Raw genomic sequence first — 22,668 nt, forward strand, 5'->3', positions numbered from 1 at the left:
CACCGACACGGGTAGGTTCGGTGCATGGAGCAGACGCAGAACATCCAGGGCTTCCGGAAACTCGTCGATGAGCCGCTCTCCACCTGGCCCGGAGCGCTGGTCGTGCTCCTGGCCGTGTTGGGCGTCGGTTTCGTCGCAACGGCGGCGGCGGTGGGCCCACTGGACGACTACTCCGAGGAGGAGCTGGCGCAGACCCTGCCGGTCATCGTGATCTCGCTCGGGGCGTCGCTCTTGGCTGTCGGAGTCGTCGCCCACCAGGTCGCGGGAGCGGTGCAGCTGCGGATCGACGCCTCTGCCCGCGCCGTGGAGCGGCTGTCCGAGCCGACGACCGCCGCTCCGACCACACCGGCGGACGACGCCTTGAGCCGTCGTTTCGCAGGAGAACTCGCGATGCACGTCGAGACCGTCTCCGGCCTGCGTCGACGTCTCGGTCTCGCCAGGAGGATCAGCGCGGGCCTCGTGTGTGCTGCCGGGCTGGTGCTCGTCTCGGGTGCCGTGCTGAGCTTCTGGGCGCTGCCTGTCCTGACCTGAGCCAGTCTCGCGAGGCGTCCGGGCCTCGCTCAGCCCGCGTGGAGGGCGTACCCGACCCCGTAGACGGTGACGAGGCGGGTGGGCTGCTGTGGATCGGACTCGATCTTGGCCCGGAGGTTCTTCACGTGGGTGTCGATGGTGCGGCCTCCGATCCAGCGGTCGGTCCCGTGGAGACGATCGAGCAGGCGGGCACGGCTGAGGACGATGCCGGGATGCAGAGCGAACTCCTCGAGGAGGTCGAACTCGGCACGCGTGAGGTCGAGCAGCCGATCCGCGAGGGTGGCTCGATGCCGGTCCGGGTCGATCTCGAGGTCTCCGACGGTGATGACCGTCGAGGCCGGCACCGTGCGGCGGGCTCGTCGCAACAGCGCTCGGACCCGGGCGACGAGTTCGCGGGGGCTGTAGGGCTTCGCGAGGTAGTCGTCGGCACCGAGTTCGAGCCCGAGTAGCAGGTCGTTCTCGGTGGAGCGTGCGGTGAGGAGCAGGATCGGGAGGTCGAACTGCTCCTCGCGAAGCGTGCGGCAGATCGTGAGGCCGTCGGCCCCGGGGAGCATGACGTCGAGGACGAGCAGGTCGGGCGCGGAGCGACGCACCTCGGAGAGCGCTTCGGCGCCGTCGGCCAGGACGGTCACGTCGTGCCCCTCCCGTTCGAGGTAGCGGCGGACGAGCTCCGACTGCAGGGCATCGTCCTCGACGATCAAGACTCTGGTCACGATCCGATCCTAGGCACGGGCTCGGCGCGCGGTCGGGCTCCGGACCGATCGCTCACAAGTCCTTCACATCCCTCGGCGAGCGTGGGTCACAGCCGCTCATGACACGAGGAGGAACCGTGACACGCATCATCCACCGATCCCTGACCGCCGCCGCGGGTGCCCTGGCGCTCCTGGCGGCACTCACCGCTTGCGCTGCACCGTCCGCCGATCAGTCCGGAGACGGAGGCATCGCGACGTTGGAGACCGCCGCTCCGACGCCCACCGAGGTCGCCGACCCGCTCGTCGCGAAGTACGGCGAGCCCGTGCGTCTGCGTCTCGACATGTCGGATGAGGAGGAGGCCGACGCGTGGAAGCCACGGGACCGCTGTCTCGCAGACCACAGCCCGGCGACGCCGGACGCTCCGACGGGCGGTGATGGAGACGCGGTCAGCGGCGGCGTCGCAGAGGATCTCGCGGGGTTCGCCGAGGCCGAGGCGCTCTGCCAACGCGTGGCGCCCTTGCCGCCGTGGGAGCTCGACGCTCAGAACCCGGACGCCCTGCGGTTCGCGCAGGGCGTGGTGGACTGCCTGCACGAACGCGGTGTCCGCGAGGTCGAGATCACCGAGCCGGATGCGTTCGGCCGGATCAACCTCGCCTTCGGTGGCGAGGCCAACGACACCACCTCGATCTCACTGGGGATGCAGTACGTGGACGCCTGCATGGTGTCCGCATCGGATGGGAGCGCCGAATGACCCGGTCGCGTCGCCGCACCGCGCTCGTCGGATCGCTCGTGCTCTGTGCCGTCCTCGCGGCGGGGGCCGGAGGAGCCGCCCTGCTCCTCCGGCCCGTGGCCGACGCAGCCCCGGTCGAGCAGACCGCCGCGCCGGCCACCGCGGTCGTCGAGCGGGGTGAGCTCGTGCAGACCGCTCGCCTCGACGGCACAGTCGGCTTCGGTACCGCGGTCCCCGTGACGACGAAGGCCGACGGCATCATCACCGGGTTGCCCGACGTCGGCGCGACACTCGATCGGGGATCCGTGGCACTGCGCGCGAACGAGCGACCGGTGCCGGTGCTGATCGGAGCGCTTCCGCTCTATCGCGCGATCGACGGCTCGGGGATGGAGGGGGCGGACGTGAGTATGGTCGCTTCGAACCTGATGGACCTCGGACATCTCAGCCGCAGTGATCCGGAGACCTTCGAGACCGGGTGGGAGTTCACGGAGGCTGTCAGGGACTGGCAGGAATCGCTCGGCCTGGAGTGCACCGGCACGCTGGCCCCCGCCGACGTGGTCGTCTTGAGTGCGCCGAGTCGCATCGCCGCAGTGACGGCACGCCTCGGCGACGCGGCGGGCGGTCAGCCGTTCTCGGTCACGCCAACGACACGCGTCGTCGATGCGTCGGTCCCGGCGCAGGACGCGGGAGTCATCGGGGTCGGCGCGAAAGCGACGATCGAACTGCCCGACGGGCGCGCCGTCGGCGGGTCCATCGTCACGGTGACCACGACCGGGGAAGGAGCCGACGCGAAGGTCCGCGCGCTCGTCGCGATCGACGATCAGGCTGCACTCGTGGGCGTCGACGCCGCCGCCGTGACCGTTCGGGTCGTCACGAGATCCGTGCCGGACGTGCTGATCGTGCCCGTCGCCGCGCTCGTGGCGCTCGCCGAAGGCGGCTACGCGCTGCAGGACGACCGCGGCCGACTCCACGGCGTCGAGATCGGCCTCATCGCAGACGACCGGGTCGAGGTCAGCGGTGCAGGGATCGAGGCCGGCATGACGGTGGTGTCTGCACGATGACGACGTCGGCACTCGAGCTCGAGCACGTCAGCCGCGTCCACCCCGGCGGAGTCGCTGCACTCGACGACGTCTCGTTGCAGATCGACGCGGGTGAACTCACCGCGATCATCGGACGATCCGGCGCAGGCAAGTCGACGTTGCTCAACGTCCTCGGCACCCTCGACCGTCCCACGGCCGGCGTGGTCCGCATCGGCGGCACCGACACCCGCGACCTCACGGATCGCGCGCTGTCCACCTTGCGCGGGAGCTCGATCGGGTTCGTCTTCCAGGGTTTCCATCTGACCGACGGCGTGACCGCAGAACAGAACGTCGCAATGGCGCTGCTCTACAGCGGCGTTCCCAGGCGGGAGCGCCGTGACCTCGCCCGCGCGGCACTCGAGCGCGTGGGACTCGAGCACCGCATCGGGCACGCGGCGCAGGACCTCTCCGGCGGTGAACGACAGCGGGTCGCCATCGCCCGGGCGATCGTGACCGACCCGCTCGTCGTCCTCGCCGACGAACCCACCGGCGCCCTCGACACGGCGAACGGCGAACGCGTGCTCAGCCTCCTCGAGCGACTGCACGACGAGGGCACCACCGTCGTCGTCATCACCCATGACGTCGAGCTCGCCGCACGACTGCCACGACGCATCGAGCTGCGGGACGGCCGCATCATCACCGACACCCGGACCGGCTCCAGGGCGGTGCCGCATGCGTGAGCGTCGCAGACGTCTCGACCCCCGGGATCTGCTCGCCGTCGGCACGGTCGGGCTTCGCACCCGACCGCTTCGCGCCGTGCTCTCGACCATCGGGATCGCCATCGGCATCGCGACACTGGTGACCGTCACCGCCGTGCCCGCGTCCTCCCAGGCCGCGCTCGATCAACAGCTCACGGCGCTCGGAGCGGACCTGCTGCGAGCCGACCCTCGCGCAGGCGCAGACGGAACCCCCGTGCCGCTTCCGGCCGAGGCACTCGGCATGCTGCAGCGCATCGGAACCGTGAAGGATGCCGCGACGGTCGGCAACGCCCACGCCCCCGTCCGCAGCAACCAGCTCCGCGGATACCCGGAGACCGGGCTGACCACACTCGCCGTCCGCGGTGATCTTCGCGAGGTGCTGCGAACGGACGTGACCTCCGGCCGCTGGCTCGACGGGAGCGACCTGCCGACGGCCGTGCTCGGCATCGACGCCGCTGATCGGCTCGGCCTGTCGCAGCTCCCCGATCGGCCGGTCACGATCGACGTCGACGGCGTCGCGTTCACCGTGATCGGCGTGCTCGCACCGACGCCGCTCTCCGCCGACGTGCAGTCGGCGGTCCTCGTCGACGATGCTGCCGCGCGGCGCTGGCTGAGCTTCGACGGCGCACCGACGGTCGCCTACGTCACGGGTGTCGAGGTGTCGATCGACGCCTTGCGGCCGGTCGTCGCCGCAACCCTCTCCCCGGGGGCGAGCGGACTCGTGCAGGTGAGCCAGCCGTCGGCCGTGCTCGCCGCGAAGGCTGCTGCCCGATCCAGCTTCGATGGACTCTTCCTCGCGCTCGCCGCAGTCGCACTCGTGATCGGAGGCATCGGCATCGCGAACACGATGTTCGTCTCCGTGCTCGAGCGTCGCCGGGAGATCGGATTGCGACGAGCGCTCGGCGCCCACCGCGGTCAGATCCAGGCGCAGTTCCTCGTGGAGGCCATCCTGCTCTGCGCGCTGGGTGGCGTATCCGGAGTCGTGCTCGGTCTCCTCGGAACCGCGGCCTGGAGCGGTCTGCAGGGCTGGCCGCTGGTCGTTCCGGTCGAGACGATCCTGTCCGGCATGAGCGCCGCGCTGGTGACGGGCGCCGTCGCCGGACTCGCACCGTCCATCCGCGCCGCCCGCCAATCACCGACCGCGGCGCTCTCCGCGACCTGAGCGGGTCCGACGGTGCGCGGGTGCGCGGATGCGGTCCGGGATGGAAAGTGATGAGAGCATGGCCGACGACATGAGCAACAGCAGAAGAGCGGGTACCGCTGGGCCCCGACGCGTGCCACGGCTGCTCGCGCGCTATCTCGCGGCTGGACTGCTGCTCGTGCTCGCCTCGGCCGGCGGTACGGTCTGGCTGGCTCAGACCTCGGAGTACCGGTACGACGAGCAGGCGTCCGGTGCCGATCTCGTGCGAGACGAGCAGGTGTTGGATGCGCTCAGGACGTGGGCCGGACGCCACGACGGCTGGAGCGATGTCGGGTCCACGCTGCTGCTGCTCAGCCAGGAGACCGGGCGTCGCATCGCCGTGGTCGACGGTGCCGGAACGGTGATCGCCGACACGGCGCCCGAGCTGCCCCGTCCGGCGGCCTCCACCCGATTGCTCGACCCGCTCGAACCCCTCGGGGACCCGGTGACATCCGAACTGCGTCTGCCCGACGGCATCAGCGGGCCGTTCTCGCTCGACGATGCGCAACGTGACCAGCTCACCGGGCAGGCCGCCGCCGTGGTGGCGTGCCTGGGCGATGCGGTCGTCGACACCGGGGTGTGGGGGAGCGGCCGCCCCGTGGTCAACGGGTACGACGATGCACCGGACTGTGGCCGTGCCGCCTTGAACACCCCGCTGCCGAGCGAGCGGGTCGCCCTCGACGAGCTCCGTGATCGCACGAACGCCTGCCTGCTCGCCGCGAACGCGCCGCTGGTCACCGACGTCGAACTCGATCTGTCTCCGTCGAGCGCCCCTGCGCAGCTCGCGTTGCGCACCGTCCCGACCGGCGACGACTCGGCTGACGGGTGCCTGCTGCAGGCGCGCGTCGACCAGGCTCGGGCGACGACGGCGCCTGCCGTGAACGTGGTGCTCACCGACCAGCGAGGTGACGCGCAGGGCCCGCTCGACGCGAGTCCTGGATCGATCGCCCGCGTGGGCGTGTTCGTCGTGGTGCTGCTTGCACTCCTGGCGGTGGCCGCGGCGCTCATCGTCGTGCCGACCCTCCGTAGTGCCCGCCGACTCGAGACCGCGGTCGATCGGTTCAGCGCGGGCGATCGTGAGGCCCGCGCGGCGTTGCCCGCTCGCGATGACCTCGCCGGCGTCGGCGCCGCGTTCGACCGCATGTCCGGTGAGATCGCTGGACACGAAGCGTCACGGCGACGGCTACTCGGCGACATCGCCCACGAACTGCGCAGCCCGCTCACGAACATCCGCGGATGGGTCGAGGCGGCTGACGACGGTCTCGGTCTCGACGATGCGGCACTCCGCCGGCTCGTGCTCGACGAGGCCGGGCGGATGGAGCGGATCACCGGGGACCTGCAGCTCCTCGCGCTCGCGGAGGCCGGCGACCTCGTGCTGGAGCGCAGGGCGTGCGACGCGGCGGTGATCGTGCGAGAGCTCGGGGAAGCGTACCGAGCGCAGGCGGCGAGCACGGACATCGCGTTGCACGTCGAGCTCTCGGGGCCGTTGCCGCTCGAGACCGATCCTGCGCGGCTGCGGCAGATCCTCGACAATCTGCTCTCGAACGCTCTGCGCCACACGCCGCCGGGCGGTCGTGTCGACCTCGAAGCGGTGACCGCTGACGACCTGGTGCGGATCGCGGTCGTCGACACCGGCGAGGGCATCGCCCCGGCAGACCTGCCGCGGGTCTTCGACCGGCTCTGGCGCGGCGAGCCGTCTCGGGTCCGCGCCGGGCAGAGCACCGGCCTCGGTCTCTCGATCGCCCGCGGCCTCGCTGAGGCGTTGGGCGGTACGCTCGTCGCGCAGAGCGCCCTCGGCGAGGGCAGCCGCTTCGAGCTGTCGCTGCCTGCGCGCGTGCCGGAGTGAGGGAATCCGCTTCGCGTCAGAGCCTCTGGTTGCAGGTCGGTCTCAGTTCGGTGCGTCGCCCATCGTCAGTTCCGGCTCGACGCCGGCCGGCATCGGGAACCAGGCGAGGAAGGTGACGCCCTCGTCGGTCGCGTCGAAGACGATCGTCTCGTTCGCCGGCTCATGGAATGTGTCGCCGGCGCGCAGGACGGTCTGAGGCCCGGTCCCCACTTGGAAGTTCACGGAGCCGGTTTCGATAGTGCCGAAGACCGGGCCGTTGTGCCAGTGCGCCCCGACGTGGAAGTCGGGGGCGATCGTGATGCGTCGCACTTCGACGGAGGCGAAGCTCGGAGCCCCATCGAGCGTCACCGTGCTCAGGGTCGTTCGTTCGATCGGGGATTCACTCATGGGTCGATGATGCCAGTGACTGGTGACCAACAGCCCCGGGCCGATCAGCGATCAGGACAGATGGCCGATCGTGACGCTCTCCCGCTCCTCGCGGGTGAGCTTCACGCGGGCGAGTCGGATCCGCTGGCCGGCTTTCACTGGTCGTGGCAGGGCGACGGTGAGCAACCCGTCGTCCTGCGAGCCGATGAGGCAGCCGTCGGTCTGCGGGAACACCATCGGTGCTGGGATGGCGCGCAACACGCCGATCTCCTGTCTGAGCACCGCCAGGCGGTGGATGCTGAGGGAGCGTGCCACCGTGCTCGCCCGGACCGAACGCAGCGCGCCAGCGAACACCCACACCGGCATGCGTGGTCCTGAGACGAGCATGAACGGGTTGCGGAGGTCCCGCTCGACGGTGTCGCGGCTGCCGCCGACCAGCCGATGATCGTAGGCGATCAGGGTCGGGGCCTCGCCGCCCCACTGGACAAGGCCCGTCGGGGCCTGGAGGGCGAGCCAGCCGCCCCGGCGGTAGATCCGGAACTCCTCCAGCGCTCGCATCGGGACCGACACCAGCGAGAAGCAGAACAAGAGGGCGCTCACGATCAGCCAGCCCGCGACCGCCGGCCTCGAGAGCCACTCGCCGAACGCGTCGATGCCCGGCTCGGGCGCGGCGGTGAGCGCTTCGACCAGCCCGAAGGCCTGGGGGATCAGGAACGGGATGCCGATGGCCAGCCCGGGTACGAGATACTCACCCTCGGTCTTCAGTCGGCGTCGGAACCCGCTGAGGGTGCTGAGCTCCTGCTCGACCTTCCAGCGCAACTCATCCAGTCGACGGGCGTCGACGGTCGCTTCCCAGTCCGGGCCGATCCAGCCACGCACCGGCCCACTGTCGTTCCGAGGAATGCTCACACAGCCCAGGGTAGAGGCACCGCCGCATCGCTCGACGAGTGGCGGGGAGACGTGTTCCGGCTCAGGGGCCGGTTGCGCCATCCACTTGAGGAAGCTATCTTCCTATAACACGTTCCATGAACATTGGGGGAGATGATGATTCGCAAGAAGATCCTGGTACTGCTCACGTCCGGACTGGTGGTCGCCGGCGGACTCGGCGGTGTGGCAGCGCAGGCCGTGGCGAGCTCCGCGAAGGCGCCGGCGGAGGCGACCGCGACGCCGACCGCGAGCGCGACGCCGACCGAGACGCCGGCCGCGACCACGCCGCCCACCGAGTCCACGCACATCAACGAGTTCTACCTGCAGGGCCTCTGGCAGCGATTCTTCGAGGTCGGTAAAGCCGCGATGGCGTCCTGCATGACCGAAGCGGGGTTCGGGTTCGACGACACCAGCTTCGACGGGATGCCGCCAGGTCTGAGCGAGGCCGACCAGGACGCCTGGCAGGCGGCCGCGGTCCCCTGTCGTGAGGAGCGTGACGCGGCGACCGCTGCTGCCGAGGCGGCCTACGTGCCGACCGAGGAGGAGCGTGCCACGGCACTGGCGTTCGCGACGCAGTATCAGGGCTGGATCGATGCGATGCGCTCATGCATGGCTGACCGCGGCCACGAATTCGTGGGCGCCGTCGACATGACGCTCCAGGCCTACCCGTATCCCGAAGGTCAGCAGGCGACCGGGATGCCCGACGGCCTGTCTCCGGAGGAGAGCCACCAGTGGAAGTTGGATGCGACCGGCTACGACTCCAGCTACCCCGAGTCGGAGCAGAGCACCTGGGACGCGTCCTGCGGATTCGTCGCCGACGCCGCCTACGGTGGGCCCGGTCACTGATCGGTCTGTCGACGATCACCTCCGGGCTGGATGCCGATCCGAATCGTCGTCCACGGTCACCGGGCGCGTGTTCCGGCGCGGCGGGCCGGGCGAACGGAGCCCCCGGCGAGGACGAGCAGCGAGCTGGCTGGGATGGCGAGTACCGCCATCCCAGCGGCGGAGAGGGAGCGCCGATTGGCGCAGACGTCGTAGGGCGGCTCCGAGGTGTCTGTCGAGACGATCCCGCGAGCGACCATCCGGTCGCCTCCCGCGCCGAGCTCGCGGGGCCAGCCGGCGACGACCACGGATGAGCACACGGTGGTGTATCCGGGATGATCATCGCCGTCGACCCGCTCGTGGACGGTCGACGGGAGGAACGCGAGCACGCCCATCGCCACGACGGACGCCAGCCCGACCGCGAGCAGCACCCACCACGAGACCGATCGTCGAAGGCTTCCGGTGTCGTCCATGCCGGTATTGTGACGCATCAGGGACTCGCCCGTCATCTCGGCGTGGGCAAGGCCACCGCCGAGGGCTCACCGCGGTCGCCACGACCCTCGACTCACGCGCGGCGAGGAGGTCAGCGCCGACTCCATCGAACACCCCGCCTTCGTCGGTCACCGGTTCAAGGCGTCGCTGCTCCCCGTGCAGCAGGCGATCATGGCGTTCGCCATCGGGATGTCCTGAGCTGCAGCGCCACCACTTCCGTGGTCAGCTCTCCGCGCCCGCCTCGGTCGCCGGCATCGACGTGGTGGGCGGCCACCACCAGATCGCGGCAGCGACGAGGCCGAGGAGGGAACTGATCCCGACACCGGCGGCGAGGAGCCCGAGGCTTCCGGCGGTCGCCGTCAGGTGGTCGGCCCAGAAGGCGATCTGCACACCGGTGGCGCTGATCAGGCTGAGCGATTCGACGGCGACGTACCCGAGCAGGAGCGTGGGCGGCGCGACCGCGACCGCACCGACGATGCGAGTGCGGCGTCGGGCTGTCAGTGCGGTCCCGACCAATGACAGGACGGCGAGCACACCGACGAGCATCGCCATCAGCGGCGGGACCCGGAGGTCGTCGATGATGATGGCGCGGATGATCCGCGCGTAGGTATACCCGCCGAGGACGGTCAGGGTGACGCCGAGCGCGAGCATCCAGAGGGCGATCCGATGAGCGGTGCGCACCGTTGCGGCGTGGCGTGGGTCGCTCACCGCGCTGCGACCGAGCTGGTGGGCGCGCCAGCTCACGTCGTGGATGCTCCCGGTGACGAGGCGCCGGACGATGTCCCGGCGAAGGCGCCCGGCCGACCATCCGGCCTCGTCCGCCCAGAGCGCGTGCTCATGCAGGTCGGAGGCGAGCTCATCGCGCCGCGCGGCGGCGACCTCCTCGGGGAGGTCGCGGGTGTACTGAGCGCACCAAGCGAGGACCCAGTGTGCCGTGGTGTTGAACGTCCTCGTGTGGAGCAGGCTCATGCGATCCCCTGGTCGGCGACGCGAGCCGCGACGCGGTGCTCGTCGACGAGTCGTGCGTGCTCGCGGTTCCGTGCGGCGGCACCGACCGCCGTGATGCGGTACATCCGTCTTCGGGGTCGACCCTCGGCGGCCGCGATCTCGTGGTCCTCCCAGTCCTCCTCGATCAGGCCGGCTTCGGACATCCGCGAGAGCGCCTTGTACAGGGTGCCGTGCGCGGCGAGCTTCCCCTCGGGACCGGCCAGGCGTTTCGCGAGCGCGAATCCGTAGAACGACCCCTCCGACGCCTGCAGCACTGTGCCCACGTCGAGGATGTCGAGCTCGAGGGGGAACAGGGTGCCGGGGCGACGCTTGACCATGCGGACAGTATACGGAAGCTATCGGCCCATAAATCCACTCGTGTTCTCTGTGGGCAACAGTCGTCCTACATCACGGGGAATTTGCGGCCCGCCTGTTCGCAGGCTATCTTCCTATAAACGTGATGTTCGAAGTTGGAGAGATGATGGCTCGCAAGAAGTTCTTGATCCTGGTCGCGGCCGGGCTGGTGGCCGCCGGCGGGTTCGGTGGCGTGGCGGCGCAGGCGCTCAGCATGAGGCCCGCGACGGACTCCTCGGATGCTCCGGAGACCTCGGCGAGTTCCCCGGAGACGCCGACGCCGACGTCGCCACCGACCGATGCCGCTCACATCGACGAGTTCTTCCTGCAGGACAAGTGGCAGGAGTTCCGCCAGGTGGGCCTCCTGACGATGGAGTCGTGCATGGTGGAGGCCGGGTTCCCGTTCGACGGAACCACCTTCGACGGGATGCCGTCGGGGCTGAGCGAGGTCGACCAGGAGGCATGGTACGCCGCGGCGGAACCGTGCTGGGTCCAGCGGGACGCGGCGTCCGCGGCGGCCGAGGCAGCGTACGTCCCGACCGCGGAGGAACGAGCTACCGCGCTGGCGTTCGCGGCGCAGTACCAGCGCCACATCGACGCGATGCGCTCCTGCATGGCCGACCGCGGCCACGAGTTCGTCGGTGAAGTCGACATGACCCTGCAGACCGCGCCCTTCGCTGACGCCGAGCGGCCGGCCGGTATGCCCGACGGTCTGTCGCCGGAAGAGACCCACCAGTGGATCATCGACGCATACGCGTACGACTCCAGCTACCCGGAGTCGGAGCAGGGGACCTGGGAGCGCGCCTGCGTCACCGCCGCCGACGCTGCTGCAGGGTTCGAACACTGATGGGGACGCCAGGAGCTGCACGTCTGGTCCCGCGGAGCCGAGCGCGAACCATGACAGCGCTCCTAGTGGCCGCCCTCGGTGTCGGCGTGTTCGCTGGCACCGGGGCGGCGGCGGTCGTCCAGACCGCGCACGCGGCCGAACAGCGCACCGTCAGCACGTTCGAATTCGTCCCGCTCGAGGACCGTGGCGTCGATGTCTCCGCGTACCTGAACCCGGATCCCACGATCACGACTGCGGACGGCCGCCGGCGCAACACCTTCGGAACGCCGGTCTACGACGCGGACACCGACCCGAAGCTCGTGACCTACCCGAGCACGCTCACGCCCCAGCAACGTGCGGTGCAGGAACTGCTCGTCACCCGGAACTTCATCGCGGCGCAATGCATGGCGGAACTCGGCCTGGACTTCACCTTCTCCCTCCCGTGGGAGCGGACGGAGGATCAACGCCGCAGCAACTCCATCGATCTCCCCGCAGTCGGCACGCCGGAGTGGAAGGCGTACGTCGGCACGCGGCTCGCGGGCGAAAGCTACAACTGGGAGGACGCCGGCTGTGGCGGGTACGCGGAGCATGTCCTCGCATCAACCGGCGACGGCACCGAATGAGCGTCCCTTGAGGCGCGCTATGCGGCCGAAGCCGCTCCTCTCCCATGACTGCCGTCTCGGGAGACACGCCATGCGCGAACGATCCGCCTGGGACCAGCTCCTCGACGAGCCGGCGCGATGTCGCTGCAGATGCCACGGTGCGTAGCCAGTCGGGATCGGGATCACCAGCGCGTTGGCTGGAATCGCCCGGATCGCTTCACCGTGAAAGAACGGTCGAACGAGGCTCGCTCGGGCTGGTTCACCGTTCGGGCGTCTGAGGGGGAGTCTGAGCATGGTGCCGAGTGGCTACTGGGACATGCCGCCACGTGCGAGGCGGGGCGGTCACCATCATGAGTACGCCGACGCAGGCCGACACCGCCGCGAGAACCAACAGTGCACTGATCATCCTGTTCGAGCATGTGTCAGCCGGGCTGCTTTCGACTGCTCGCCTCCTACCTGAGGAGACTGCACCTCCCTCGATCCATGACGCGTCTCGGCCACATCCGCACCCAGGCGGCATGCTTCAGCGTTCGAAGGTCTCCGGGCTGGGAGCCGATCGTCGGAGAGCGCGCTGGAGTTGTCTGGCGGAGGAGAAGCCGGCGGCGGCGGCGAGGTCTGTGGCGTTCATCCGGCCGTCCGTGATGCGGTCGATCTCGGAGACGCGGCGACGTTCGATCTCGCGGCGCGGGGTGGTGCCGAGGTGTCTGAACGTCTCGTGAAGCGTCCGGACGCTGACCGACAGGTCGGTCGCGAGGCGTGCGACGGTGAAGGCGGGGTCTCGGAAGTGCGTCTCGATCGAGCGTTGGGCTGCCATGAAGAGACCGTCACGGTGCCGCGAGTCCGAGCCGATGGCGGCACCGCCCGCCTCCTCGAGGGCGGCGGAGACGAGATGCTCCATCGCGATACCGAGATGACGTCGTGCATGTGCGCTGCCCGGTGCGGGGGCATCGAGCGTGGAATGCGTCATCGCGGCGAGGGCGCGGAGTGGCGCGTTCTCGACCCTGAGGGGTTCGTGGAACGCGAACCGCGATCGGCCGGCGTGAAGCAGCGTCGGCTCGAAGTACCAGACGAACCGGGCGGTTCCTTCGGTGGTGCGCGCCGTGACCGGGGCCTCGCCGTCGAACAGGACCATCGACCCCGGATCAGCGCGCACCGTCGTGCCGTCGACGGTGAAGTCGAAGCCGCCTTCGACGGTGTAGACGAGGTAGGTGAGCTTCGGGGCGGGGGCCAGCCGGTAGCCGGCGGAGTTGGACCAGGCCCGCCCGAGTCCGAACTTCGGGTGTGCCATCGTCTCGGCGACGAGGCCGGGGTCGACGGTTCCGCGAGGCTGCCACCCGAAGTCATCGCACCGTTCCGCCGCTTGCGCGCCCATGGTCATGCTGGGGGCACCTCCGTCCGAATCCGCTGTCCGCGTCGTTGAAACCGGTCGACCAAATGTACCGGCCATTTTCTGCGCGATCGTGGACAGAATCCGCGAAATCTGCAGCTGAGCGACCGCGACGGGGGACCGCGCTTCGTTTTCTGGATAGGGTCTCCCGCGTGGATGACTGGCAGCGCAGGCTCCCCGACCTCCTTGATACCGTCGATGCGGCACGCGTCGCGAATCAGTGGGACGCGATCGGGGCACTGTTCGACGACTACTTCTTCGCACTGTCGCTGTCCGCGCCGGAGGCCGTCGAACGCGTGTGGGCCGAGGCACCCGCAGCATGGCTCGAGGCTCACCCTCGCTACCTGATGGCCGCCGCGATCAGCGCCGCCGAGCGCAAACCGTTCCCGGTGATCGACCTCCCCGCGATACGAGCCTTCGCTGCGTGGGTCGAGGAGCAGGAGCCCCCGGCGACTCGGGATGTACTGGGGGTGAAGATCGCGGAGACCCGGAGGCATCTCGCCTCCGGGCGATTCGGCCTTGCATCCGCCGTCGCCGACGAGATCCAGGACATCATCCGGCATGCCGACGATCACGACGGGTTCGACGATGTGCTCCCGAGCGTCTTCATCCGACTCGGCCTGGTTCGACTCCTCGCCGGCCACGCCAACCAGGCGATCAGCTCGTTCTCCGAGGCGTGGCGGTGGAGCTCGATCGCCTCCCCGCACCCGTTCGCGCCGTTCGCGGCAGCGTACTGCTCACTCGCCCATGCGCTTGCCGGCGACTACGTGCACGCTCGCACCTGGCGCGAACGGAGCGCGGAGATGCACGCCGGTGGTCCCGGAACCATGGCGTTCCGGCTGGCATCGGCTGCGAAGCTCGCGGACGCCCTCATCGCGATCGGAGCCGTTGACCGCAGCGAGGCGCGACGTGCCGTCGGCGAACTCGAAGTCGGCGTGGAAGGCGGCGAGTTGTGGTGGGTCGGCGTCCATGCTCGCAGTCGTGTCGCCCTGTATTGGGGCGATCGTCCGTCCGCCATCCGGGAGATCGAGGCGGAGCTGCACGCCTTCCCGTCGCTGACGAGCCCCACCTCGCTCGCCGGGGTGATCTTGCGCGCGGATCTCGCCGACCTCCACCAGGCTGAAGGGCACTTCGACCGGGCCGGGCTGATCCTCGGTCCGCTCAACACCGGCGCTCCCCACCCGGCTGCCGTGAGCACGCTCGCTCGGCAGCTCATTCTCGTCGACGACTCCGGCGGCGCCCTCAACCTGCTCGACACGGCCATGAGTCCTCCGCTTCGAACGACGCAGGCCCCGGCGCGATGGGAAGTCCTGCGAGCGAACCTCGCGCACCTGATGTCGGCGGCAGACGAGCGCACCGCGATCACCCGAGCGACGCGGCGCCTGGAACTGACCGGAGCACATGATGCCGCCATCGATGCCGACCCCGATATCAGATCATCCGTGCTCGGGCACCTGGAGCTCCCGGATCTGCCGTTCGCGCCGTTCGTTCGCGAACCGGTCAACCTGACCCCGCGCGAGCGGCAGATCCTCGAGCTGCTCGCCGACCACACCTCCGTGAAGGAACTCGCGGGCGTGCTCTTCATCTCCCACAACACCGCCAAGAGCCACCTCGGACGCCTCTACCGCAAGCTCAACGTCGAGAACCGGGACCAGGCACTTCGGGCAGCGCGGAGGCTCGGTTAACCCTCGCGGTTCGGTCCGTCACCCCGGGGTGCATTTCGGGGTGGATTCCGGAAGATTCCGGTCTCCGTGCGCATACCTGGCAGTTCACTGGGTACCGACACGTGACGGATTGCATCGACCTGCCGGCTCACGTGGCGATCTTCGTTCGCGTCCAGAGGGGGCGCGGCTGTGGCCAAGGGGAGGCATCTGCATGTCCGTACGAACACCGCAACACCACCGGGGGAGGTGGCGCGCGTGGAGCGGTGAACGTTCCGCGGGACGCACCCTGCTCGGCACGATCGGCGTGACGGCGCTCGCCGCGCTGTCGATCCTGGGCGCAGGCTCCGCAGCCCAGGCCGCACCGGGCACCCCGGGAACCCCGCAGGGGAGCACCGTCGTCTTCGCTGAAGATTTCGAGAACGGTCCGGGAACAGCACCTCAGGGCCTCGCCGCATACACCGGAGTCGGCGGGCAGCAGTACACCGCAGACCCCGCATGGCTGACGGCATGCAACGGATCCATCGTCAATTTCAACATTCCATTCACGGCGCTCGGGAACTGCACCTCTGAGAACAACTCGGCACAGCTGCGCCAGCTCGCCTATGCCCTCGGCGTACACGGCGGTGCTGCGACCCCCGCGGCCAACGACGTTGTCGCCGCGTACACCGAGAACAATCCCGGTACCAACGCAACCGAGTTCCAAACGGTAGGCAACATTCCACTCGCGAGCTCCAGCGGCCGGTTCCTCACCTTCAGTGTTGACACCGCAGCCGTCAACTGTCAGGTCTCGGCCCCCCAGTATCAGTTCGCGTTCCTGAACGAGGCTGGTACCGCGACGAATGTTGGCGGTCTGCTCAACGCCTGCACGTCCACTGCTACGGCCGCGGTGCCTGCAGTTGGACCCCTGGGCGCCCGGTCGGTCAACGTCGGAACCTACACTTCCGACGGGTCCGTGCTGTTCGACGGCGCGTCCCTCGGCATCCGGATGCAGAACGCGAACGGTTCCGGCGGCGGAAACGATGCCGCGTTCGACAACATCCGGATCCTCGACGTGACGCCGCAGCTGGACAAGTCGTTCAGTCCGGCATCCGTCGTCGCCGGTGAGACGTCCACGTTGACGCTCACGATCACCAACACAGACGAGTTGGCCGCCAAGAACGGCTGGTCCTTCACCGATGCACTTCCGGCCGGCCTGACCATCGCCGACGGCGCTGCGTCGACGACGTGCCCGTCCGGCGTCGTCACCGCTCCTGTCGGTGGCACCTCGATCGACGTCACCGGCAGCCTGACGGCCGGTCTGGCGTCCTGCACGGTCACCGTCAACGTCACCTCGCCCGAGGCCGGCACGTTCACGAACGGTCCGGACAACATCACCAGCGTCGGCCTGAACCCACCGGCGGACACCACGGTGGAGTTCGTCGACCAGGCTCCCGCGATCTCGGTCGTGAAGTCGGCGTCGCTCGGCTCCGGTGAGACGTTCACCGCCGGCCAGGAAGTCACGTACTCGTTCCTCGTCACCAACACCGGTAACGTGGCGCTCACGGATGTCGAGGTCGACGATGTCGACTTCTCCGGCTCCGGTGAGCTCTCTGAGATCACCTGCCCGGCAGGCGCGGCCTCGCTCGCGAAGCAGGCGTCGATCACCTGCACGGCCACCTACACGGTGACCCAGGCGGACGTCGATGCGGGTTCGGTCACGAACTCCGCGACCGCGACCGGAACCCCGCCGCGCGGGACCCCTCCGGTGTCGCCGCCCTCCGAGGTCACGATCCCCGCTGATGACCCGGCCCCGGCCATCACGGTCGTGAAGTCCGCGAACCCGGCGACGGTCGCGAACGCGGGCGAGACGGTCACGTACTCGTTCCTCGTCACCAACACCGGCAACGTCACGCTGTCCGACGTCTCCGTGATCGAGGGTGAGTTCTCGGGAACCGGCGAACTGTCCGACGTGGTCTGCCCGCCGGCCGCCGGCTCGCTGGCCCCGCAGGCGACCGTCACCTGTGAGGCCACGTACACGGTGACCCAGGCCGACGCGGATGCGGGTTCGATCACGAACTCGGCGACCGCGACGGGCACCCCGCCGAACGGCGGCACCCCGCCGGTGTCCCCGCCGTCCGACACGACCGTCGAGATCCCGCCGGCACCCGCCATCACGGTGGAGAAGTCAGCGAACCCGGCGACCGCCGGCACGGTCGGCCAGGTCATCACGTACTCGTTCCTCGTGACCAACACCGGCAACGTCACGTTGTCGAACGTCACGGTCGACGAGGGTGAGTTCTCCGGAACCGGCGAGCTCTCCGATGTGGTCTGCCCGCCGACAGCCGGGTCGCTCGCACCTGCGGCGTCGGTCACCTGCACCGCCAGCTACACGCTGACGCAGGCGGACGTCAACGCCGGTGAGGTCACGAACTCCGCGACCGCTACCGGCACGCCGCCCGGGGGCGGCACCCCGCCGCAGTCCCCGCCGTCCGAGGTCACCGTAGAGATCCCGCCGGCACCCTCCATCACGGTCGTGAAGACCGCCGATGAGGCTGCACAGGGTGACTACGTGGTCGGCCAGGTCATCACGTACTCGTTCCTCGTGACCAACACGGGCAACGTCTCGCTGTCGGACATCACCGTCGACGAGGGTGAGTTCACCGGTGCCGGCGAGCTGTCAGAGGTCGTCTGCCCCGCCGTGCCGGCTGTGCTGGACTCGGGCGCGCAGATCACCTGCACCGCCACATACACGGTGCTGCAGGCCGACGTCGACGCCGGCACGATCACGAACTCGGCGACCGCGACCGGCACCCCGCCGAATGGTGGAACCCCGCCGGTGTCGCCGCCGTCCGAGGTGACGGTCCCGTCACCGCCGATCCCCGGCCTCTCGGTCATCAAGACCGCGAACGTCGAGAAGGCCACCACGGTCGGGCAGGTCATCACCTACTCGTTCCAGGTGACCAACACCGGCAACGTGACCCTGACGAACGTCAAGGTCACCGAGGGCACCTTCACCGGTACCGGCACCCTGTCGGCGATCACCTGCCCGAGCGGCGCCACGTCGCTCGCGCCGGGGCTGCAGATCATCTGCACCGCCACCTACCAGGTGACGCAGGCCGACTTGAACGCCGGGTCGATCAGCAACACCGCGTTCGGCACCGGTGTCACGCCGGGCGGCGACCCGTTCACCTCCGACCCGTCCACGGTCAAGGTCGTGACCCCCGGCCCCGCACTCGCATCCACCGGTGCGAACGTGCTGCCGCTGGGCCTCGGTGCAGCCGTTCTGCTGCTCCTCGGTGGGGCGCTCGTCATCCGACGACGCATGGTCAGCACTGACCAGTAACACCGCGGCATGACCTCGCGGGTGGGTGGGATCAGATCGATCCCACCCACCCGCGAGCCGTTCACCCTGAGCGTTCTGCGCTCGACGACCTCATCGGAGCTCGGCAATGCCCTCTCTGTCAACGCTCGACGAGCTGCCCGTCGAGTTCACCGTCCTCCTGCAGACCGCGATCGACGCCGAGCAAGCGGCCATTGGGCACCAACGGCGATCCGCCTTCCGGACGACCCGGTATGTGATCGGCGCCCTGATCGCGGCTGGAACCGCCCCTGCGGTCATCGCGGCGCTCACCGGAACCGTCGAAGGTTCGGTCAGATCCCGTGCCACGCCGGGTGGGATCATCGCGCCCGAACATTTCGCGCTGCTCGCACGGATTCCGTCGACGGAGATCCGACACTGGGCGGACACCGGCCTGCTTCCGGCGTTGTCCACCGATGCCGGCGGCACGATCGGGTACCCGGCGGAGGACCTCGTCCGGGCGCTTCATGAGACCAGGACGGCGACGCCCGACCGGACGGTGATCCCGTCAGCCTCCTGACCGCACCGCTCATTCGAGCACCACGACGATTCGTGTCCTCCCGCGGCGGCCCCTCAGAGGACGCCCCTATCCGAAAGAACGTCCGCCTTGCGTGTACCCGACACGACCACCCGAACCCATCTCCGCTTCTGGCGTACCAGCGCACGACTCGCCGACGCCATCCTTGAGCTCACCTCGAGCAAACCGTCGACCGAGGTGTCGGTCCGCGAGGTCGTCCTCAGCGCGGAGATCAATCGGACGACCTTCTACCACCACGCCCCCAGCCCCACGACACTGCTCTGCGCAGCCTTGGCGAACGCCTTCGAGCGCACGATGGACACCGCGCTGATGACTCAGGATCAGCCACCGTTCGAGCAGTTGCTCGAGGCGACGATCCAACACGTCAACGAGTACCAACGGATCTACCGCACGGCCCTCCCCGACCCCGCTGCCGCAGGCGCGCTCTTCCATACCCTCGCGTCGCACCTCGCCGTCCGAGCCTGCTCCGCTGACCCCGGCATGGCGGCCGACCGTGCGTCGGCCATCGCCGGTGCCTCCGCGGAAGTGATCCGGTACAAGCTGGCCGCCTCCCGACGACGCCTCGACCGAGACGACATCATGGCGGTGCTCGCGTCAGCCCGGGAGCCGCTCCTCCGATGACGGCCAGGTGGCGCGATCGGCCACATAGTGACACTGCATTCGCGTCAGCGACGCCAGGCGGGATCGTGACACGCCGGTCCAACGGCAGACGACCCAATGCGGGGATCAGCGGGGGGCCGACGCGGCGTCGAGCAGCTCGAGCACGTGGCGGTAGTCCTCGCCCGTGGCGCGGGTCATCCCGAGCTCGCAGGTACGGTTGCAGGACGCGTGCGCGTCGGCACCCAGGGCGGCGACCTCGGTGGCCTCGGCCTTCGTCGCGGACGCCGTCAGCTCGGGGTGCAGCATGCCGCGGTCGCCCGCGAAGGCGCAGCAGCCCCAGTCGTCCGGGACGTGCACGCGCTCGGCCACGGCTTCGCCGATCAGCACGAGATCCGGGTCGAGGCCCATCTGTCGTGAGGAGCAGGTCGGGTGCAGGACGAGTTGCTCGATCTGCGCTGACACGTCGACCCGGGGCAAGATCTCCCGGGCGGCGAAGGCCACCGCGTCCTCGACGACCACGCCGCTCTCGCTGAGGAGCTTCGCGAAGCCCTCGGTGCAGCTCGACGCGTCGCTGACGACCACGAGCCCACTGTCGGCCACGGCCGCTCGGATGCGTTCGACCGTGCGTTGCTCGTTCACCGCAGCACCGGACGCGAACCCCTTCGACGACCACGGGGTGCCGCAACAGATCGACTCCACGCCGTCGGGGACCATCATGCTCAGGCCCGCCCGCTCGAGCAGTCGGGTGAAAGCGCCCATGACGCCGTCCCCGCCGTCCACCGCGCCGAACATGCTGTTCACGCACGCCGGGACGTAGATGCCGACGGTCGGACCGTCACCGGCACCCACCGTCCGGCCGAGGGCCTTCCGCGACCGTCCGCCGCCCGGCAGATCGCCCGAGTACTTCGGCACGGTGTCCGCGCCGAGCACGGCACGCGCGACGTCCGTCACCGCACCGACCACCGGGGCCGGCAAAAGCTTCGCGCCGGAGAGCGCGACCGAACCGATCCTCGTGACCGGCCCCCAACCGGTGGCAGCAGCCTTCCAGCCCGCGGCGGCGACCGGAGCCGCCTCCGTGCGCCGGATGCGCTTGACCAGCGCGCCCGTGTTGATCTGGACCGGGCACGCCGTCTGACACATCCCGTCGACGGCGCAGGTCTGCACGCCGGCGTAGTCGTAGTCGTCCGCGAGCTCCTCCGCGAGGGCGATGTCCCCGCGAGCGCGAGCGGACTCCTCGGCGCGGCGGACGACGATGCGCTGCCGCGGGGTCAGCGTCAGGTCGCGACTCGGGCAGACGGGTTCGCAGTACCCGCACTCCACGCAGCGATCGACCTCCTCCTCGACCGTCGGCTGGAGCTTGATCCCCTGGAGGTGCGCCTGGGGATCCTCGTCGATCAGCACGCCGGGGTTCATCACCCCGGCCGGGTCGACCAACCGCTTCAGCTCGAGCATCACCCCGTACAGTTCGTCGCCGTACTGCCGGCGGACGTACGGCGCCATGGCGCGACCCGTGCCGTGCTCGGCCTTCAGGTTGCCGCCCGCGTCGAGGACGAGGTCGACCATCTGTTCCGTGAAGCCGTTGAACCGGCCGAGTGCGGCGTCGCCCTCGAACCGGTCGGTCAGCATGAAGTGGATGTTGCCGTCCTTCGCGTGGCCGAAGATGACCGAGTCGCGATAGGCGTGCTGCACGAAGAGCTCCTGCAGGCTCGCGCAGGTGTCTGCGAGGGCGGCGGTCGGCACGACGATGTCCTCGAGGAGGGCCGTGGTGCCGGAGGGACGCGCTCCCGCGACCGAGGCGTAGAGGCCCTTCCGGAGTGCCCAGGCGCGCGACCGCTGGGATGCATCGCTCGAGAACACCACCGGCGCGTGCACGTCCAGACCGTTCAGGAGCACACCGCCCGCCGTCGCGCGGTCCCTGAGTTCGACGGCGTCCTCGGAGCGGTACTCGACGAGGAGTGCCGCGTGATCCTGCGGCGTGAAGCCCTGGATCTCCGCCGGGCTGCTGGGGAGACGCTGCCCGACCGTCAGGGACGTGGCGTCCATGAGCTCGAGCGTCGCGGCTCCGGACGCGACCAGCTCGGGCAGCGCGCGCGTCGCCGCGTCGAGGGAGGGGAACACGGCCAGCGCCGTCGACACCAGCGGGAGGACGGGGACGGTGCGGAAGGTCGCCTCGGCGACGAATGCCAGCGTGCCCTCCGAGCCGATGATGAGGTGCTGCAGGACGTCCACGGGCGACTCGAAGTCGAGGAACGCGTTGATCCCGTACCCCATGGTGTTCTTCAGGGAGAACTGGCGCTCGATGGACGCGACCGACGCCGGGTCCGATCGCACGCGGCGCTGCAGGCGCTCGATACCCTCGGCGAGTTCCGGTTCCGCTTCGTGGAGCCGTCGGTCGGCCGTCGGGTCGGCCGTGTCGATCGTGGTGCCGGACGGGAGGACGAACACCATCGACTCCAGCGTCCGGTAGGTGTTCTCGTCGATCCCGCAGGCCATGCCGCTGGAGTTGTTCGCGATGACGCCGCCGATCGTGCACGCCACCTCGCTCGCCGGATCCGGGCCGAGGCGGTAGCCGAGTCGCGTGAGTCGCGCGTTGACCTGCGCAACCGTCGCCCCCGGCTGTACTCGGACACGCTTGCCGTCGTCGAGCACCTCGATGGACTTGAACCGCTGCCTGGTGTCGACGATGATGCCGGAACCGGAGGCCTGACCGGACAGGCTGGTGCCGCCCGACCGGAACGTGACGGGCGCGGCGGACCGCGTCGCCGCCCGGAGGATCGATGCGACCTCGGCGGCGCTCTCCGCGATGACGACCGCCTCGGGCGTCAGCAGGTAGTGCGATGCATCCCCGGCGTACGCGGCCAGGTCGATCGCCCGGGTGCGGATCCGGGAGGGGTCGCCCACGGCTTCGCCGATGGCTTCGGTGATGAGGGATGGGACGGTGGTCGGGTGTGCCACGAGGCTTCCTTCTCGAATGCGGGCGTCAGCGGGGTGCAGGGGAGTGGGGTGCTG

21 protein-coding genes are annotated in these 22,668 nt (G+C 69.6%); 13 read left to right on the top strand and 8 right to left on the bottom strand.

Annotated features, from left to right (window positions below):
• The first annotated feature begins 24 nt into the window (after positions 1 to 24).
• Positions 25 to 531 carry a hypothetical protein gene (locus tag ACQ3HE_RS12510; protein WP_079704234.1) on the top strand — a complete coding sequence of 169 codons (507 nt, stop codon included), beginning with the start codon at positions 25 to 27 and terminating at the stop codon, positions 529 to 531.
• A 29-nt stretch (positions 532 to 560) separates the two neighbouring features.
• Here ACQ3HE_RS12510 and ACQ3HE_RS12515 read toward each other — a convergent pair whose 3' ends face one another.
• Complete coding sequence (locus ACQ3HE_RS12515) at positions 561 to 1,244, bottom strand: response regulator transcription factor (RefSeq protein WP_430892996.1); 684 nt, start codon at positions 1,242 to 1,244, stop codon at positions 561 to 563.
• A gap of 116 nt (positions 1,245 to 1,360) precedes the next feature.
• On the opposite strand from ACQ3HE_RS12515, the gene ACQ3HE_RS12520 reads away from it, so the two are divergent.
• The 5 genes from ACQ3HE_RS12520 to ACQ3HE_RS12540 all read left to right on the top strand — a co-directional run bounded on the left by ACQ3HE_RS12520 (position 1,361) and on the right by ACQ3HE_RS12540 (position 6,757).
• The gene (locus ACQ3HE_RS12520) at positions 1,361 to 1,975 is read left to right on the top strand and encodes a hypothetical protein (RefSeq protein WP_430892998.1); all 615 of its coding nucleotides are present in this window, start codon (positions 1,361 to 1,363) and stop codon (positions 1,973 to 1,975) included.
• Positions 1,972 to 3,015 carry an efflux RND transporter periplasmic adaptor subunit gene (locus ACQ3HE_RS12525; RefSeq protein ID WP_430893000.1) on the top strand — a complete coding sequence of 348 codons (1,044 nt, stop codon included), beginning with the start codon at positions 1,972 to 1,974 and terminating at the stop codon, positions 3,013 to 3,015. The genes ACQ3HE_RS12520 and ACQ3HE_RS12525 overlap by 4 nt, the downstream gene beginning before the upstream one ends.
• A complete protein-coding gene (locus ACQ3HE_RS12530; RefSeq protein ID WP_430893002.1) occupies positions 3,012 to 3,713 on the top strand; it encodes an ABC transporter ATP-binding protein in 702 nt (233 codons plus the stop codon). The genes ACQ3HE_RS12525 and ACQ3HE_RS12530 overlap by 4 nt, the downstream gene beginning before the upstream one ends.
• Complete coding sequence (locus ACQ3HE_RS12535) at positions 3,706 to 4,893, top strand: ABC transporter permease (RefSeq protein WP_430893004.1); 1,188 nt, start codon at positions 3,706 to 3,708, stop codon at positions 4,891 to 4,893. The genes ACQ3HE_RS12530 and ACQ3HE_RS12535 overlap by 8 nt, the downstream gene beginning before the upstream one ends.
• A gap of 70 nt (positions 4,894 to 4,963) precedes the next feature.
• Positions 4,964 to 6,757, top strand: coding sequence for a sensor histidine kinase (locus tag ACQ3HE_RS12540; RefSeq protein WP_430893006.1), 1,794 nt, complete (start codon positions 4,964 to 4,966; stop codon positions 6,755 to 6,757).
• Between the two features lie 42 nt (positions 6,758 to 6,799).
• Here ACQ3HE_RS12540 and ACQ3HE_RS12545 read toward each other — a convergent pair whose 3' ends face one another.
• Positions 6,800 to 7,144: a cupin domain-containing protein gene (locus tag ACQ3HE_RS12545; RefSeq protein WP_430893008.1), complete on the bottom strand. Its 345-nt coding sequence runs from the start codon at positions 7,142 to 7,144 to the stop codon at positions 6,800 to 6,802.
• A 51-nt stretch (positions 7,145 to 7,195) separates the two neighbouring features.
• The gene (locus ACQ3HE_RS12550; protein ID WP_430893010.1) at positions 7,196 to 8,032 is read right to left on the bottom strand and encodes a hypothetical protein; all 837 of its coding nucleotides are present in this window, start codon (positions 8,030 to 8,032) and stop codon (positions 7,196 to 7,198) included.
• A 132-nt stretch (positions 8,033 to 8,164) separates the two neighbouring features.
• Between ACQ3HE_RS12550 and ACQ3HE_RS12555 the strand changes: the two genes are divergently transcribed.
• Positions 8,165 to 8,896: a hypothetical protein gene (locus tag ACQ3HE_RS12555; RefSeq protein WP_430893012.1), complete on the top strand. Its 732-nt coding sequence runs from the start codon at positions 8,165 to 8,167 to the stop codon at positions 8,894 to 8,896.
• Positions 8,897 to 8,952: 56 nt separating this feature from the next.
• Here the strand turns inward: ACQ3HE_RS12555 and ACQ3HE_RS12560 are convergent, their stop codons facing one another.
• The 3 genes from ACQ3HE_RS12560 to ACQ3HE_RS12570 form a co-directional block, all read right to left on the bottom strand.
• Positions 8,953 to 9,345, bottom strand: a complete 393-nt coding sequence (locus ACQ3HE_RS12560) for a hypothetical protein (protein WP_430893014.1) — start codon at positions 9,343 to 9,345, stop codon at positions 8,953 to 8,955.
• Positions 9,346 to 9,586: 241 nt separating this feature from the next.
• Positions 9,587 to 10,333 carry a hypothetical protein gene (locus ACQ3HE_RS12565; protein ID WP_430893016.1) on the bottom strand — a complete coding sequence of 249 codons (747 nt, stop codon included), beginning with the start codon at positions 10,331 to 10,333 and terminating at the stop codon, positions 9,587 to 9,589.
• On the bottom strand, positions 10,330 to 10,689 hold the full coding sequence (locus tag ACQ3HE_RS12570) for a PadR family transcriptional regulator (protein WP_124767744.1): 360 nt from the start codon (positions 10,687 to 10,689) through the stop codon (positions 10,330 to 10,332). The genes ACQ3HE_RS12565 and ACQ3HE_RS12570 overlap by 4 nt, the downstream gene beginning before the upstream one ends.
• A 122-nt stretch (positions 10,690 to 10,811) precedes the next feature.
• Between ACQ3HE_RS12570 and ACQ3HE_RS12575 the strand changes: the two genes are divergently transcribed.
• Entirely contained in the window at positions 10,812 to 11,552 is a 741-nt protein-coding gene (locus tag ACQ3HE_RS12575) for a hypothetical protein (RefSeq protein ID WP_124767743.1), read from the top strand.
• Between the two features lie 50 nt (positions 11,553 to 11,602).
• Positions 11,603 to 12,154, top strand: a complete 552-nt coding sequence (locus ACQ3HE_RS12580; RefSeq protein WP_430893018.1) for a hypothetical protein — start codon at positions 11,603 to 11,605, stop codon at positions 12,152 to 12,154.
• Positions 12,155 to 12,656: 502 nt separating this feature from the next.
• On the opposite strand, the gene ACQ3HE_RS12585 is transcribed toward ACQ3HE_RS12580, so the two are convergent.
• Positions 12,657 to 13,511: a helix-turn-helix domain-containing protein gene (locus ACQ3HE_RS12585; protein ID WP_192003933.1), complete on the bottom strand. Its 855-nt coding sequence runs from the start codon at positions 13,509 to 13,511 to the stop codon at positions 12,657 to 12,659.
• A 161-nt stretch (positions 13,512 to 13,672) separates the two neighbouring features.
• Here ACQ3HE_RS12585 and ACQ3HE_RS12590 point away from each other — a divergent pair, with 161 nt between their 5' ends.
• The 4 genes from ACQ3HE_RS12590 to ACQ3HE_RS12605 all read left to right on the top strand — a co-directional run bounded on the left by ACQ3HE_RS12590 (position 13,673) and on the right by ACQ3HE_RS12605 (position 19,680).
• Complete coding sequence (locus ACQ3HE_RS12590; protein ID WP_192003932.1) at positions 13,673 to 15,205, top strand: LuxR C-terminal-related transcriptional regulator; 1,533 nt, start codon at positions 13,673 to 13,675, stop codon at positions 15,203 to 15,205.
• Positions 15,206 to 15,395: 190 nt separating this feature from the next.
• A complete protein-coding gene (locus ACQ3HE_RS12595) occupies positions 15,396 to 18,506 on the top strand; it encodes a DUF7507 domain-containing protein (RefSeq protein WP_430893020.1) in 3,111 nt (1,036 codons plus the stop codon).
• Positions 18,507 to 18,612: 106 nt separating this feature from the next.
• Positions 18,613 to 19,041 (top strand): hypothetical protein, encoded by a 429-nt coding sequence (locus tag ACQ3HE_RS12600; RefSeq protein WP_192003930.1) that lies wholly within the window; start codon positions 18,613 to 18,615, stop codon positions 19,039 to 19,041.
• Between the two features lie 87 nt (positions 19,042 to 19,128).
• Positions 19,129 to 19,680 carry a TetR/AcrR family transcriptional regulator gene (locus ACQ3HE_RS12605; protein ID WP_411557214.1) on the top strand — a complete coding sequence of 184 codons (552 nt, stop codon included), beginning with the start codon at positions 19,129 to 19,131 and terminating at the stop codon, positions 19,678 to 19,680.
• Between the two features lie 105 nt (positions 19,681 to 19,785).
• Here ACQ3HE_RS12605 and ACQ3HE_RS12610 read toward each other — a convergent pair whose 3' ends face one another.
• Positions 19,786 to 22,614, bottom strand: coding sequence for an FAD-binding and (Fe-S)-binding domain-containing protein (locus tag ACQ3HE_RS12610; protein WP_430893022.1), 2,829 nt, complete (start codon positions 22,612 to 22,614; stop codon positions 19,786 to 19,788).
• Positions 22,615 to 22,668: the final 54 nt, after the last annotated feature.

This window comes from Plantibacter auratus, from assembly GCF_050587365.1.
Lineage (GTDB): Bacteria > Actinomycetota > Actinomycetes > Actinomycetales > Microbacteriaceae > Plantibacter > Plantibacter auratus.